Consider the following 14,804-nt stretch of genomic DNA (forward strand, 5'->3'; position numbering starts at 1 on the left):
TCTCCACGAGACATGTAGTAGGGAAAATTGACCAACCCGCTTGCTGAGTTGTCGCTAAAATTTTCTATTTCGTTGTTTGTTAAGGTTGATGTCTCGACACTATTGGTTGACTAATCTCAAAGGTGTTGGACCAATTCAGGCTAAGGGAGAATGCGAGCGGGCAATAGCGACAATTCTGCAAATATTTTCATGGAACGATCCAGATCGCAGTATGACATCGCCAAATCGCTTAAAAATATTCACATTCTCAATATGAAAATTTTTTCATGAGCTAAGTAGAGCGCGATCACAAAATGGACAAAAAGCTGAAAGTGAGCGAAATCGCGGCGCGTACCGGGCTGTCGGTGAGCACGGTATCGCGGGTGCTGGCGGGGAAAGCAAATACCAGCGCCAGGGCTCGCCAGAGGGTACTGGATTGCGCCCGCGAGCTGGGCGTGATGGAGGGTATCGCCGCCGGGCGAATGCTGCTCAATAATCTGGTGGTCTTTGCCCCTCAGCGCGCTTTCGATGAACGCACGGATATTTACTACTATCGGGTGATTCAAAGCATCAATAGCGCCCTTATGCCGCATGAGGTACACCTGCGCTATTGCGCGCTGGAAGAGAACGACAGCGATGCCAATTTGTTTTTGCAGTGCATGCATGAAGCATCGACCCAGGCCGCGATTTTACTGGGTATCGACGATCCGCATATTCACGATCTGGCGGCCGATCTGGCGAAGCCCTGCGTGATGATTAACTGCCACGACGCGGGAATGCGTTTACCCTCCGTCGCGCCGGATCATCGGCTGATCGGCCAGTTCGCCGCCCGGTATCTGTTTGAGATGGGGCATCAGGCGATCATGAACGTGATGTGCCTGCGCCGCTATACCATGGAGCTGCGTCTGCTGGGCATTAAGCAGGCATGGCGGGCGCGGAATCTCCGTTTCGTTGACGGCAGGGATTTACTCGCTGTGGCCAACTTCAGCGCCAGGGATACCGAGGAAAAAGTCGGGGAGTGGCTGGATCAGCGCGGCGATGGCCCGCTGCCGACGGCATTTCTGGTGGGCGGTGATTTTATGGCGGCAGGCACGATCGCCGCATTACAAAAACGCGGTTTGCGCGTCCCGCAGGATGTTTCCGTCATGAGCATCGACGGCTTTAACCTGGCGGCGATCCAGGATGTACCGCTAACCGCCGTCCACGTCCCACGCGATGAATTAGGGGTTGAAGCGGTACATCTATTACAGCAGAGACTGATCCGTCCCGATGCGCCGCACGGCGCGTTACTCCTGCATGGGACGCTGGCGGTACGCGATTCGGTGCGGCGGATACGCGCCGGTAACCGCCGTACCGCCGTTGAAGCGAAGGGGTTATATGATGATTAATTCGCCATCCCCAACGCGCGCTTACCGTGGATATTTAAGTCATCCAGCGTAAAGCGGCCTTCCCAGTCGCTTTCATAATCCTCGCGGGGGAAATCTCCCGGCGAAGCGCCGCGCGCCAGCGCCGCTTTGACCTTCTGCGCGTAGGCGAGGTTTTTCTCGCACATTGGTGCGGCGGGAATATACATCACGTTGCCCCAGCCCTGCTGATTTTCCACCGGCGCGACCGAGTGGATCACGTCGCAGTGCCACCATACCGAATCGCCCGCATTCAGCGCCGGAATAGAGCTTAAGGCTTTGATCAGCAGCGGGTGCCATTTTTCCGAAATCGGCAGCACCTTGCCCGGCGCGACGCCGCACAGCTCATCTTCCGGGACATCGTCGAGCAGCGGACGCAGCAGCACGTAAGCCATCGCTTCCGGGATCGGCACCACGTGCAGCAGGCCCTGATCGGGGATCATATCGGAGAGCGCGGTCCACCCCTGGAAGGTGCGGAACACCGAGCATTTGGTGGTGTTGTCGACCGTATACTCTTCGACTTCGGTGCGGTGCGCCGCGTCCCACGGGTCGTAAGCATCAATGTTGCCGTTAAACACGTCGGCAAACACTTTCTGATAGGCCGGCAGCAGCCAGCGCTCCAGGGCGCCGGAATCGGTATGCGCCCCCAGACCTTTCGAGGTGGTTCCCGGCGGGCGGCGGCGAATGCGGTCCGGGTAAATGACGCTGACGTCCGGGTCGAACCACTGTTTGCCGTCGCGGTTAAAGGTCCACAGACGGTTGAGGAACGACTGCACGGCGGCCATTTCATCGCTCTGTCGCGCCTGCATCTGCGCCTGGGACCAGTAAATCGGATAGATTTCCGGGCGCGAAGCTTCCAGCGACCCGAAAAAGGTATCGCCGGGACCTTTATAAACGTCATCGAAATGGTTGCGGTCGAGATACTCGAGCATTGCGTTGTCCCACGCCAGCGCCTGTTCGCGAGAAAAATGGCCCTTGATAACGGCGCAGCCGCGACGCTTGATGAGCTCGCGCTGGGCTTCCGTGACCTGGCCCCGGGCAATATCGGCGAACGGGATCGTTGGCCAGACGTCCTGACCGCTGGCCTTAAGGGCGTCAATCTCTTCCAGACGCGCGGAGATACGCGCCGTCAGCCGATCGAACACCGCCTGCACGTCGCCAATTTGCGCCCGCAGCTCCTGTTTAATCCGGCGGATGGCCGCTTTGGGGTCGGCGGGTAAAGTTTCACAGGTATGGGTAACAGCCATAATGACCTCTCATCTTTCATTCGAAAGTAATTTATCTTACATATGATAATTTAAGTTAAAATTAAGTTAATGCAAGTTTAAAATTATGCGGAGGTGCACAAAACGGGAAGCCGGGGCGGTAAACCCCGGGTGGCGTTACTCGTTGAACGGGGCGGTGTGGTCGAGGACGGCCTGAATGACGTTCAGCGCGCCGTCGTGGTTGTTATCATCGGTGGCAAAACGCGACACCGCTTTGATGCTTTCGGCGGCGTTGGCCATCGCGAAAGAGTATTTCACCAGCTTGAGCATTTCCGTATCGTTAGCGCTGTCGCCAATGGCTACGCAGGCCTGCGGCGAGATGTTCCAGCGCTTCAGCAGGCGGCTGATGCCGTTGGCTTTATGCAGGCCGGGGATAATCAAATCGACGAAGCCGAAGCCGCTGGTGACCGGCTTCATGATGCCGTCCAGCGAGACGTGCAGTTTGTCGATAAGCTGCGGGATTTCGCTATCCGGCAGGTTCAGGGAAAACTTAAACAGCGTGTCGTCGATGTCATGATAGCTGCTAATGCGCTGCAGGCGATGGTAGTGCTTTGACATCAGGGTGACAAACGCCTCGGGCGCGCGCTCGCTGACGTAAGCGCTCTTGAGGCCGCAGGCGACGAAGTTGAGCTGCGGGTCTTTCAGCAGTTCGCCGATGACGACCTGGGATTCATGACGGGTGAGTTCGCCGTGGAACAGCTGTTGACCGCGTTCGTAAACCAGCGCGCCGTTCTCGGCAACAAAGGAGATTTGGTCACGGATTTCCGGGAAAAAAGAGATCAGCTGGTAGTACTGGTTGCCGCTGGCGACCACGAACTCAATACCCTGCTGCTGGAGTTGCGCAAACTGCGCGAGAAAACGCGAGCGGTCATACTGCTTGGCGTCATTGAGAAAAGTTCCGTCCATATCGGTGACGATAACTTTAACGGTCATAACACATGCTCCTGGCTTAACTTCGACCAGTAACATTCTAATTACAATGTGATGGGGAGCACAAATTTATTTCGAATGAAAGTTTGCGTTCACCTCTGTGCAGCAGAAAACCCCGGATTGCGGCGTAAACGCCTTACCCGGGCTACCGGCCCGCAAACGGCTTCGAACCTGTAGCCCGGCTAAGCGTAGCGCAAGCCGGGGGATGAGATTTACAGCGTATGCTCGGTACGGGCGATAATATCGTCCTGAGCATCCGGCGACAGGGCGGTAAAGAACGCCGAGTAACCGGCCACGCGGACCACTAAATCACGATACTGGTCTGGGTGCTTCTTCGCTTCCAGCAGCGTCTCGCGCGACACGATGTTGTACTGAATATGCCAGCCTTTATGCACCTCGAAGAAGGTGCGCAGCAGCACCATCAGTTTCTGCTTATCGGATTCGTTCTCCAGCGTGGCCGGGTTCAGCTTCTGGTTAAGCAGTACGCCGCCGAGGATTGAGCCGGTCGGCAGTTTGCCCACCGAGCTGATTACCGCTGTCGGCCCGAGATGGTCGGTACCGGAGGCCGGGCTGGCCCCTTCCGCCAGCGGCGAGTGCGCTTTACGGCCATCCGGCGTCGCCATCGTTTGGGCGCCAAACGGCACGTTGGCGGAGATGGACGAGGTGCCGGCGTAGTAGTTGCCGCCGATCGGGCCGCGACCGTAGCGCGGGTTATGATACAGCTTCAGCTCGTCGATATAGGTCTGGTAGGCGCGAGCCAGCAGCATATCCACGCTGTCTTCATCGTTACCGTATTTCGGCGCGCCGTTGATTAAGCGCTGGCGCAGCTGCTCGTGGGTCAGGCCTTCGAAGTCTTCAGCCAGCGCCTTTGCCAGCTCCTGCTGGCCAATAACGCCCTGATCGAACACCAGCTTCTTCACCGCCGCCAGGCTGTTGCCGAGGTTAGCGATGCCGACCTGCAGACCGGAAACCCAGTCATACTTCGCGCCGCCCTGCTTGATGCTCTTCGCGCGCTCGATGCAGTCATCGACCAGCGCCGAGCAGAGAATATCGTGCACGTTCTCTTCCAGCATGGTGTCGACCACGTACTCAATCTCGATAGATTTGCGCGTGTAGTAGCGGATCTGCGTATCCCAGTCGGCCAGAACCTGTTCAAAGTTGTCGAAGTTGCCTTTTGACAGCGCATGTTCCTGCGGCAGGAAAACCTGGCCGCTGGTGGCGTCGCGGCCGCCTTCCAGGGTTGCCAGCATGACGCGGGCGAAGTTGATAAAGCTCATCCCGGTGCAGCGATAGCCCCATTTACCGCCGACGGCGGTTTCGATGCAGCCGATAGCGGCATAGTCGTACGCGTCCTGCGGCTCAATCCCCAGCTTGATAAATTCCGGGATGACGATTTCATCGTTGTTGAACGCCGGCATGCCGAAGCCGCAGCGGATCACCTGCATGCAGGCGTCGAGGAAGTCGTTGCTCATGCCCGCGTGATAGCGCACGCTGAGGTTAGGTTGAGTCGAACGCAGCCGACCGCAGGATTCCAGGATGGCGTAGGAGAGCGGGTTCACCGCGTCCTGCGCGTTGCCGTCCACCAGATTCTGGCCGCCGATGGTGACGTTCTGGTACAGCGGGCTACCGGCGGAAGCCTTGGAGTGCGAGCCGGAGCGAATTTTGTTCACTTCCAGCAGCTTCAGCCAGCAGCAGTGCAGCAGCTCGATGGCGTGTTCGCGATCCAATGATTGCGCCAGCTCAACGTCGCGGCGATAGTAAGGGTAGAGATACTGGTCCATACGGCCGAAAGAGACCGAGTGACCGTTGGATTCGATCTGCAGAATCAGCTGAATGAAATAGCACAGCTGCAGCGCCTGCCAGAAGGTTTTCGGCGGCTCGTGGGCGATAATATCGCAGTTTTCGGCTATCGCCAGCAGCTCGTCGCGGCGGGATTCGCGGCTCTCCGTCGCGGCCATGCTGCGCGCCAGCCCGGCATAGCGCTTACAGTGGTCGCTGACCGCTTCCAGCACGATATCAATGGCTTTAAGGAACTGCTCGCCGTGCAGATCTTCCAGCACGGTCAGGTTAATGCGCGAACGGCGCTCGGCGACTTTCGCCCGCATGCCGTCGAGGCCTTTTTCCAGCAGCAGCGGATAGTTGACCGCAAGGTGAGCGTCGCCGGAGGTCATATTGCCTTCGGCTTTGATAATGCCGGTCGCCAGCAGCGCTTTTTGCTCGTCGGTAAACATGCCGTAGCAGCGATCCTGTACGGTTTGACCGCGCCACCACGGGCACACTTCGTGGAGCACGCGTTTGTTCTCTTCGCTAACGGCAAACCCGGCGCCGGGGCGATCGGCGAGGTCGTCGATCTCTTTTTCGATCCAGCTAACGGTGTATTCCGGGAAGATAGGCGCCGCGCGAACTTCGCTGGCCTGGTTGCCGACGATCAGTTCATCGTGCTTAATCCAGATCGTGCGTTCCGCCAGGTGATGAGCCAGCGCCAGCGCGCGGCGTACCGGGATCGGCTTATCCAGGTGCTGCTGATAGGCTTCGGTATAGTGCAGGGCGCGCTCGGTACAAACCGGCGGCTTAACGATATGCACCAGCGCCATTTTATGCGCCTGAATGCGCGGGCTCAGAGTGTCCAGTTTCAACGTTGTCATAAGGTTATCCTCGTAGAGTCGCCGTTAAACCTTTGCTCTGAGCATAGCGCTGCGCGAAGGCGAGCAGCTCGGGTGCAGCAAGCGGTTTATCCGGAGCGGTATAGGGCTGACTGAGTAATTGGTATTTATTCATGCCTAAGGTGTGGTAAGGCAGGAAGTGGATCTCGCCAACCTGTAAACGGTCAGCGGCAAAATCGGTAATGGCGGCAATATCGCTTTCGTTGGCGTTAAAGCCCTGGATCAGCGGCACGCGAATGATGATTTTCTTTCCGGCCTGCGCGACGCGCTGCAGGTTATCCAGCACCCGGCGGGCGCTGCCGTCCGTCCACTGCTGAAAAATCGCTTCGTTGACGTGCTTGAGGTCGGCGAGAAACAGGTCGATAAACGGCAAAGCGGGTTCGACGTATTTCCACGGCACGTGCAGGCAGGTTTCGACCGCGGTGTGGATCCCCGCGCGGTGGCTGGCCTCAAACAGCTGTCGGGCCAGTTCGGGATTCATAAACGGCTCGCCGCCGGAAAGCGTGACGCCGCCGCCGCTGCGGTCGTAAAACGGTTTGTCGCGCAGCACCGTAGCCATAATCTCTTCGACGCTTTTCTCTTCGCCGCACACGGTTAATGCCGTGGTCGGGCAGCAGTCGCGCAATTTGCCGATATGCGCATCGGTGAGCTTTTCGCGGTGGATAATCAGACCGTCCAGCTTGCGGGTAATCACCTCCGGCGCAGCCTGCTGGCAGAGGTCGCAGCCGTCCAGGCAAAGGCGGGCGTCATACAGCAAATCCGCCGTGCGGGCGCGGCTTTCCGGATTCTGGCACCAGCGGCAGCCCAGCGAACACCCTTTGAGGAAGACAACAGTGCGGATCCCCGGGCCGTCATGGGTTGAATAACGCTGAATGTTGAAGATCATGATTCACCCTCTTATTTGCATATGAAGATTAAATTACTTTCGAATGAAAGTTGTATTGATATAAATCAACAAGCAGAAAGAGGAAGGAGAATGAAGGTTAAAATGCCGCTGCGGGTCACAAAACATCCGGCGACAGCACCGCCGGAAAAGGGTCAGGGCGTACCGCACACCTCGCAGTGAGGGTTACGCGGCAGCCTCATTTCGCGGAACTGGCAGCGCATGGCGTCGTACATGACGATTTTTCCCGTTGCCGGGCTGCCGTAGCGGGCCAGCAGCTTAATCGCTTCCATCGCCTGCAGCGAACCGATGATGCCGACCAGCGGCGCCATGACGCCGGCTTCGACGCAGGTGAGGGCGTTTTCGCCAAACAGGCGGCTCAGGCAGCGGTAGCAGGGTTCATCTTCCTGATACGTAAAGACGCTGATTTGCCCCTCCATGCGAATCGCCGCGCCGGAGACCAGCGGCGTTTTATGGCGGAAACATCCGGCGTTGAGCTGGTTACGGATCGCGACGTTGTCGGTACAGTCGAGCACCAGATCGTGGGCGGCGATTTGCGCCGCCAGCGCCTCGTCTTCCAACCGCGCGTTGAGCGCCGTGAGCTGAACGTGGGGATTAATCCGCGCCAGCGCGGCGCGGGCGGAGTCGACCTTCGGCTGGCCGATGGTGTCGTCGCTGTGCAGCGTCTGGCGCTGAAGGTTGGAGAGCGAGACGGTGTCGAAATCGAGCAGGGTTAGCTGGCCGACGCCTGCCGCCGCCAGATACTGCGCGGCGGCGCAGCCCAGCCCGCCGAGGCCGACGACCAGCACGCGGGAGGCTTTCAGCTGCTCCTGACCGTCAAAATCGAAATCGCGGAGAATAATTTGCCGGTTATAGCGCAGCATCTCCTCATCGCTCAGCTCCATGCCCATTACAGCCCTCCGAACAGATGATTAAACGGCTCGACTTCCACCCATTCGCCCGCTTCCACGTTGCCGCGCTCGCGTTCGAGAACGATAAAGCAGTTGCCGAGGCTGAATGAACTGAAGATATGCGAGCCCTGGTGACCGGTGCTGCTAACCACCAGCTCGCCGTCGGGACCGCGCTGCAGCACGCCGCGCTGAAAATCTAGGCGGCCCGGCGATTTCTTCAGGCCGGAGGCGGCGCGAACGCGCAGGCGCATCGGCTGAGCTTGCCCGACGTTGCCGGACAGCTTCGCCAGCAGCGGCTGAACCAATTGGTAGAAGGTCAGCGTTGCGGAAACCGGGTTGCCGGGCAGGCCGCAGAACCAGCTGTGGTTGAGCTTGCCGAAAGCGAAAGGTTTACCCGGCTTAATCGCCAGCTTCCAGAAGCCGATTTCCCCCAGCTCTTCGAGGATCGCTTTGGTGTAGTCCGCCTCGCCGACGGAAACGCCGCCGGAGCTAATCACCACGTCGGCCTGCTGGTCAGCCTGAATAAAGGCTTCGCGCAGTTTAGCCGGGTCGTCGGGAATAATGCCGAGGTTAATGACCTCGCAGCCCAGCTCCTGCAGCATCAGGTGCACCGCCAGGCGGTTGGTATCGTAAATTTGCCCGTCGGCCAGCGGCTGGCCCGGCAGCTGGAGTTCATCGCCGGTGGAGAAGACCGCCACCCGCACTTTACGCACCACCTCAACCTCGGCAATCCCCAGCGAGGCGATGACCGGCAGCTCGGCGGCGGTCAGGCGGGTACCTGCGGGGAAGACGACCGCGCCGTGGGCGATGTCTTCGCCAAGACGACGAATATTCTGCCCGTTTTTCACCGGGGCGAGGAAGCGGATACCCTCATCGGTTTGTTCGGCCTGCTCCTGCATCACCACCGCGTCGCAGCCTTCCGGCACCGGCGCGCCGGTCATAATGCGGATACAGGTGCCCGCGGGCCAGACGCCGTCAAAGGGTTGACCGGCGAAGGCCTTGCCGGCCACCGGCAGCGCTGCGCCCGCGGTGAGATCCGCCAGGCGCACGGCGTAGCCGTCCATCGCCGAGTTATCAAAACCGGGAACGTTAAGCGGCGAAACGAGATCATGGGCGGTCACGCGCGAAAAGGCCTGCAACAGCGGTACGGTATCCGTCGCATTCAGCGGCGTAATACGAGTGAGCATCTGGGTCAGGGCTGTGTCGAGCGGCATCAGTCCGGCGGTAAAATCCATGGGTTTCTCCTGCGGGCAAACATCGAAAACGCCTATTATGGCAGAAAAGAGAGGCGGGCTATATCCCACCTGGCGACAAGCTTTACATCACCGTCCGCTCTTTCTATATTCAAAAATTGTATAGGACAGTCAGCACGATAATGATATTTATACACTTTATCGTTAAGGAATGGCGCAATGGGTAAGGCGGTTATAGCAATTCACGGCGGGGCCGGGGCGATTAGCCGCGCGCAGATGACGCCGGCGCGCGAGCGGGAGTACGTGGCGGCGCTGTCGGCGATTGTCGATAGTGGACAAAAAATGCTGGCTGCCGGGGCCAGCGCGCTGGATACGGTCACCGAAGCGGTCCGGCTGCTGGAGGAGTGCCCGTTATTTAACGCCGGTATTGGCTCGGTATTTACCCGCGATTCCCGCCATGAGCTCGATGCCTGCGTGATGGATGGTTACAGCTTACAGGCGGGGGCCGTGGCCGGGGTTCAGCATTTACGCAATCCGGTGCTGGCGGCGCGTCTGGTGCTGGAGCAAAGCCCGCACGTGCTGTTGATTGGCGAGGGGGCGGAAGCGTTTGCCGCTTCCCGCGGTATGGCGCGGGTCGATAACAGCCTGTTTTCGACTCCCGAGCGTTTGCTGCAGCTGCGTCAGGCGCAGGAGGGGGACGATATCGTGCTCGATCACCACGCCGCGCCGCTGGATGAACGGCACAAAATGGGCACCGTCGGTGCGGTCGCGATGGATCTGGCGGGCAACCTCGCGGCGGCGACCTCCACCGGCGGCATGTCCAATAAGCTACCGGGACGCGTCGGCGACAGCCCGCTGCCGGGTGCGGGCTGCTATGCCAATAACGCCAGCGTCGCCGTTTCCTGTACCGGTACCGGCGAAGTGTTTATACGTACGCTCGCGGCCTACGATATTTCGGCGCTGATGGAGTATAGCCAGCTCAGCCTGCAGGAGGCCTGTGAAAGGGTGGTGATGGAGAAACTTCCGGCGCTGGGCGGCAGCGGCGGCCTGATCGCCATCGACAGAGAAGGCAACGTGGCGCTGCCGTTTAATAGCGAAGGCATGTACCGGGCCTGGTGTTATGCGGGCGATACGCCCACGATTGGTATTTATCGCGAATAAGAGGAAAGGGCGTTGCCGCATAGTCAAGAAATCGATGCCGATGATGTTCTGCAGGTGCGCGGCCTGAACGTCGTGTTCAATCAGCAGCAGCAGGCTTTTTCCGCCGTCCGCGACCTGTCGTTTACCCTGCGGCGCGGCGAGACGCTGGCGATTGTCGGCGAGTCCGGCTCCGGGAAGTCGGTGACGTCCCTGGCGCTGATGCGCCTGCTCGACCAGGCGGTCAGCGAAGTGCGCAGCGATGCGCTGCTGCTGCGTCGTCGCAGCCGACAGGTGATTGAGCTGAGCGAACAGTCTGAAACCGAGATGCGCGGCGTGCGCGGCGCGGATATGGCGATGATCTTCCAGGAGCCGATGACGTCGCTGAATCCGGTCTTCACCATCGGTGAACAGATTGCCGAATCTATCCGCTTACACCAAGGGCTGAAGCATGATGAGGCCCTGCGCGAAGCGAAGAAAATGCTCGATCAGGTGCGCATTCCGGAAGCGGAAGCCATGCTCTCGCGCTATCCGCATCAGCTTTCCGGCGGGATGCGTCAGCGGGTGATGATCGCCATGGCGCTCTCCTGCCGACCGGCTGTGCTGATTGCCGATGAACCGACCACCGCGCTGGACGTGACTATCCAGGCGCAGATTTTACAGCTGATCGCCGTCCTGCAAAAAGAGATGGCGATGGGCGTTATCTTTATTACCCACGATATGGGGGTGGTTGCCGATATCGCCGACCGCGTGCTGGTCATGTATCGCGGCGAAGCGGTGGAAACCGGCAGCGTGGAGGAAATTTTCCGCGCGCCGAAGCACCCGTATACTCAGGCGCTGCTGGCCGCGGTGCCGCGGCTGGGGGCAATGCGCGGCACTTCGCTGCCGCGCCGCTTCCCGCTGTTAAACCAGAGCCCGTCGCCGGAGGTGCAGAACACCGTTGTGCCCGGGGAACCGATCCTGAAAGTTCGCGATCTGGTGGCGCGCTTCCCGCTGCGTAGCGGCATTCTCAACCGCATTACCCGCGAGGTGCATGCGGTCGAAAAGGTCAGCTTTGATTTATGGCCCGGCGAAACCCTGAGCCTGGTGGGGGAGTCCGGCTGCGGTAAATCAACGACCGGCCGGGCGCTGCTGCGGCTGGTGGAAACTCAGGGCGGCAGCATCACCTTCAACGGCCAGCGGATTGATACGCTGACGGGCAGTAAGCTTCAGGCGCTGCGCCGCGATATCCAGTTTATCTTTCAGGACCCCTACGCCTCCCTCGACCCACGGCAAACGGTGGGCTATTCGATTATGGAACCGCTGCGCGTGCATCGGCTGCTGGAGGGCGATGCCGCTCGTGAGCGGGTCAGCTGGCTGCTGGAACGCGTCGGGCTGGAGCCGGAGCATGCGTGGCGCTATCCGCACGAGTTTTCCGGCGGCCAGCGGCAGCGCATCTGTATTGCCCGCGCGCTGGCGCTCAATCCGAAAGTGGTGATTGCCGATGAGTCGGTATCGGCGCTTGATGTGTCGATTCGCGCGCAAATTATCAATCTGATGCTCGATCTACAGCGTGAGATGGGTATCGCATTTCTGTTTATCTCCCATGACATGGCGGTGGTTGAGCGCATCAGCCACCGCGTGGCGGTGATGTATCGCGGGCGTATTGTCGAGATCGGCCCGCGCCGCGCCGTGTTTGAAAACCCGCAGCACCCCTATACCCGTAAACTGATGGCCGCCGTTCCGGTGGCCGATCCTGCGCATCGTCGTCCGCAGCGCGTGCTGCTCTCAGACGAGCTGCCGGGCAACATCTTCAAGCGGGGCGAAGAGGGGATCAGTACGCCGTTACAGCAGGTGGGACCGGGGCACTTTGTCGCCAGAGAGCCCGCCGCCGACGTGCTGGCGCGCTAACAACGACACCAATAATGCAGCATTTCAGGAGAACAACATGACTCAACGCGTTTCAGGCAAATGGCTGTTGGCGCTGGGCGTCGCTTCGGCGCTGACAGCGGCTCCGGCCTTTGCCGCAAAAGATGTGGTGGTGGCGGTCGGCTCTAACTTTACGACCCTCGACCCGTATGATGCTAACGACACGCTGTCGCAGGCCGTCGCGAAGTCCTTCTATCAGGGGCTGTTCGGCCTTGATAAAGAGATGAAATTGCAAAACGTGCTGGCGGAAAGCTATACCGTTTCCCCGGACGGCCTGGTGTATACCATTAAGCTGCATTCGGGGGTGAAGTTCCAGGACGGAACCGAGTTTAATGCCGAAGCGGTTAAGGCCAACCTCGATCGCGCCAGCAATCCGGAAAATCATCTCAAGCGCTATAACCTGTATAAAAATATCGCCAGCACCGAGGCGGTTGACCCGACAACGGTGAAAATCACCCTCAAACAACCTTTCTCGGCGTTTATCAATATCCTGGCCCACCCGGCGACGGCGATGATTTCTCCGGCGGCGCTGAAGAAATATGGTAAAGAGATTGGTTTCCATCCGGTTGGCACCGGCCCGTACCAGCTCGACACCTGGAATCAGACCGACTTCGTTAAAGTGAAGAAGTTCGCCGGTTACTGGCAGCCGGGGCTGCCGAAGCTGGACTCCATCACCTGGCGCCCGGTCGTGGATAACAATACCCGCGCGGCGATGCTGCAGACCGGCGAAGCGCAGTTTGCGTTCCCGATCCCTTACGAGCAGGCGCCGCTGCTGGCGAAAAACAGCAAGCTGGAGCTGGTGGCCAGCCCGTCGATCATGCAGCGCTATATCAGCATGAACGTGACGCAGAAGCCGTTTGATAACCCGAAAGTGCGCGAGGCGATTAACTACGCCATTAACCGTCAGGCGTTGGTAAAAGTCGCCTTTGCGGGCTATGCCACCCCGGCGACCGGCGTGGTGCCGCCGTCAATTGCCTACGCTGAAAGCTACAGCGCCTGGCCGTACGATCCGGCGAAGGCCCGCGAGCTGCTGAAAGAGGCGGGCTATCCGAATGGATTTAGCACCACGCTGTGGTCGTCGCACAACCACAGTACGGCGCAGAAAGTGCTGCAATTTACCCAGCAGCAGCTGGCGCAGGTGGGCATTAAGGCGCAGCTGACGGCGATGGATGCGGGCCAGCGCGCGGCGGAAGTGGAAGGTAAGGGGCAGAAAGAGAGCGGCGTACGCATGTTCTATACCGGCTGGTCGGCGTCGACCGGAGAAGCGGACTGGGCGCTGTCGCCGCTGTTCGCGTCGCAGAACTGGCCGCCGACCTTGTTCAATACGGCTTTCTATAGCAATCCCCAGGTGGATAAAGACCTCAACGACGCGCTGAAAACCACCGATGCGCAGGAAAAAACGCGGCTGTATAAAGACGCGCAGGATACTATCTGGAAAGAGTCGCCGTGGGTGCCGCTGGTGGTAGAGAAACTGGTCTCGGCGCACAGTAAAAATCTGACCGGATTCTATATCCAGCCGGATACCGGATTTAGCTTTGAACAGGCGGATCTTAAGTAGATAGCTGCGGGTCCCCGGGCGCAGGCTGCGGGGACTTCGCGCAAGGAGAAGCATGCTCAATTATGTGATTAAACGCCTGCTGGGGCTGATCCCCACGCTGCTGATTGTGGCGGTGCTGGTGTTTCTGTTCGTGCATATGCTGCCCGGGGACCCGGCGCGGCTGATTGCCGGACCGGAAGCCGATGCTCAGGTGGTGGGAATGGTGCGCCAGCAGCTGGGGCTCGATCGGCCGCTGCACGTGCAGTTCTGGCACTATATCAGCAATATTGTGCAGGGGGATTTCGGTACCTCGATGGCCTCGCGTCGCCCGGTAAGCAGCGAAATCGCCAGCCGTTTCATGCCCACGTTCTGGTTAACGCTCGCCAGCATGAGCTGGGCGGTGATCTTCGGTATGGCGGCGGGGATCGTGGCGGCAGTCTGGCGCAACCGCTGGCCGGATCGCCTGGGAATGGCGCTGGCGGTAACCGGCATCTCGTTCCCGGCGTTCGCGCTCGGCATGCTGCTGATGCAGGTCTTTTCCGTTGAGCTGGGCTGGCTGCCGACGGTGGGTGCCGACAGCTGGCGCCACTATATTCTGCCTTCGCTGACCCTGGGCGCGGCGGTGGCGGCGGTGATGGCGCGCTTTACCCGCGCCTCGTTCGTCGATGTCCTGCATGAAGATTACATGCGTACCGCGCGGGCAAAAGGCGTCAGCGAAACGCTGGTGGTGCTCAAGCACGGCCTGCGCAACGCGATGATCCCGGTGGTGACCATGATGGGGCTGCAGTTCGGCTTTTTGCTCGGCGGTTCAATTGTGGTGGAGAAGGTCTTTAACTGGCCAGGCCTCGGGCGTCTGCTGGTAGACTCGGTGGAGATGCGCGACTATCCGGTGATTCAGGCGGAAGTTCTCCTGTTTTCGCTGGAGTTTATTCTTATTAATTTAGTGGTGGACGTGCTGTATGCCGCCATTAATCCGGCTATCAGGTACAAGTAAG

General features: G+C 59.5%; 11 protein-coding genes. 5 read left to right on the plus strand and 6 right to left on the minus strand.

The window, feature by feature from the left end:
• Positions 1 to 293: 293 nt before the first annotated feature.
• On the plus strand, positions 294 to 1,367 hold the full coding sequence (locus tag MKleb_RS08680; protein WP_108703626.1) for a LacI family DNA-binding transcriptional regulator: 1,074 nt from the start codon (positions 294 to 296) through the stop codon (positions 1,365 to 1,367).
• On the opposite strand, the gene MKleb_RS08685 is transcribed toward MKleb_RS08680, so the two are convergent.
• The 6 genes from MKleb_RS08685 to moeA form a co-directional block, all read right to left on the minus strand.
• Positions 1,364 to 2,629, minus strand: coding sequence for a DUF1479 domain-containing protein (locus MKleb_RS08685; protein ID WP_025108086.1), 1,266 nt, complete (start codon positions 2,627 to 2,629; stop codon positions 1,364 to 1,366). The two genes, MKleb_RS08680 and MKleb_RS08685, sit on opposite strands and share 4 nt — an antisense overlap.
• 135 nt (positions 2,630 to 2,764) lie before the next feature.
• On the minus strand, positions 2,765 to 3,580 hold the full coding sequence (locus MKleb_RS08690; RefSeq protein WP_025108085.1) for a Cof-type HAD-IIB family hydrolase: 816 nt from the start codon (positions 3,578 to 3,580) through the stop codon (positions 2,765 to 2,767).
• 209 nt (positions 3,581 to 3,789) lie between these two features.
• A complete protein-coding gene (locus MKleb_RS08695) occupies positions 3,790 to 6,222 on the minus strand; it encodes a formate C-acetyltransferase/glycerol dehydratase family glycyl radical enzyme (protein ID WP_217076572.1) in 2,433 nt (810 codons plus the stop codon).
• A 4-nt stretch (positions 6,223 to 6,226) separates the two neighbouring features.
• On the minus strand, positions 6,227 to 7,126 hold the full coding sequence (locus MKleb_RS08700; protein WP_014228528.1) for a glycyl-radical enzyme activating protein: 900 nt from the start codon (positions 7,124 to 7,126) through the stop codon (positions 6,227 to 6,229).
• Between the two features lie 152 nt (positions 7,127 to 7,278).
• Positions 7,279 to 8,034: a molybdopterin-synthase adenylyltransferase MoeB gene (moeB, locus tag MKleb_RS08705; RefSeq protein ID WP_025108083.1), complete on the minus strand. Its 756-nt coding sequence runs from the start codon at positions 8,032 to 8,034 to the stop codon at positions 7,279 to 7,281.
• Positions 8,034 to 9,269 (minus strand): molybdopterin molybdotransferase MoeA, encoded by a 1,236-nt coding sequence (moeA, locus tag MKleb_RS08710; protein WP_025108082.1) that lies wholly within the window; start codon positions 9,267 to 9,269, stop codon positions 8,034 to 8,036. Before moeA ends, moeB begins: the two co-directional genes overlap by 1 nt.
• 177 nt (positions 9,270 to 9,446) lie before the next feature.
• On the opposite strand from moeA, the gene iaaA reads away from it, so the two are divergent.
• Genes iaaA through gsiC form a run of 4 tightly spaced genes read left to right on the plus strand, consistent with a single transcriptional unit; the run spans position 9,447 to position 14,803 of the window.
• Positions 9,447 to 10,388: a beta-aspartyl-peptidase gene (gene iaaA / locus MKleb_RS08715; RefSeq protein ID WP_025108081.1), complete on the plus strand. Its 942-nt coding sequence runs from the start codon at positions 9,447 to 9,449 to the stop codon at positions 10,386 to 10,388.
• 12 nt (positions 10,389 to 10,400) lie between these two features.
• Positions 10,401 to 12,254 (plus strand): glutathione ABC transporter ATP-binding protein GsiA, encoded by a 1,854-nt coding sequence (gene gsiA, locus MKleb_RS08720; RefSeq protein WP_025108080.1) that lies wholly within the window; start codon positions 10,401 to 10,403, stop codon positions 12,252 to 12,254.
• A gap of 37 nt (positions 12,255 to 12,291) precedes the next feature.
• Positions 12,292 to 13,830, plus strand: a complete 1,539-nt coding sequence (gene gsiB / locus MKleb_RS08725) for a glutathione ABC transporter substrate-binding protein GsiB (protein WP_025108079.1) — start codon at positions 12,292 to 12,294, stop codon at positions 13,828 to 13,830.
• Positions 13,831 to 13,882: 52 nt separating this feature from the next.
• Positions 13,883 to 14,803 (plus strand): glutathione ABC transporter permease GsiC, encoded by a 921-nt coding sequence (gene gsiC / locus MKleb_RS08730; protein ID WP_009653824.1) that lies wholly within the window; start codon positions 13,883 to 13,885, stop codon positions 14,801 to 14,803.
• Position 14,804 lies beyond the last annotated feature (1 nt).

Origin of the sequence: Klebsiella sp. PL-2018, from assembly GCF_019048985.1 — a bacterium.
GTDB classification, from domain to species: Bacteria; Pseudomonadota; Gammaproteobacteria; order Enterobacterales; family Enterobacteriaceae; genus Klebsiella; species Klebsiella michiganensis.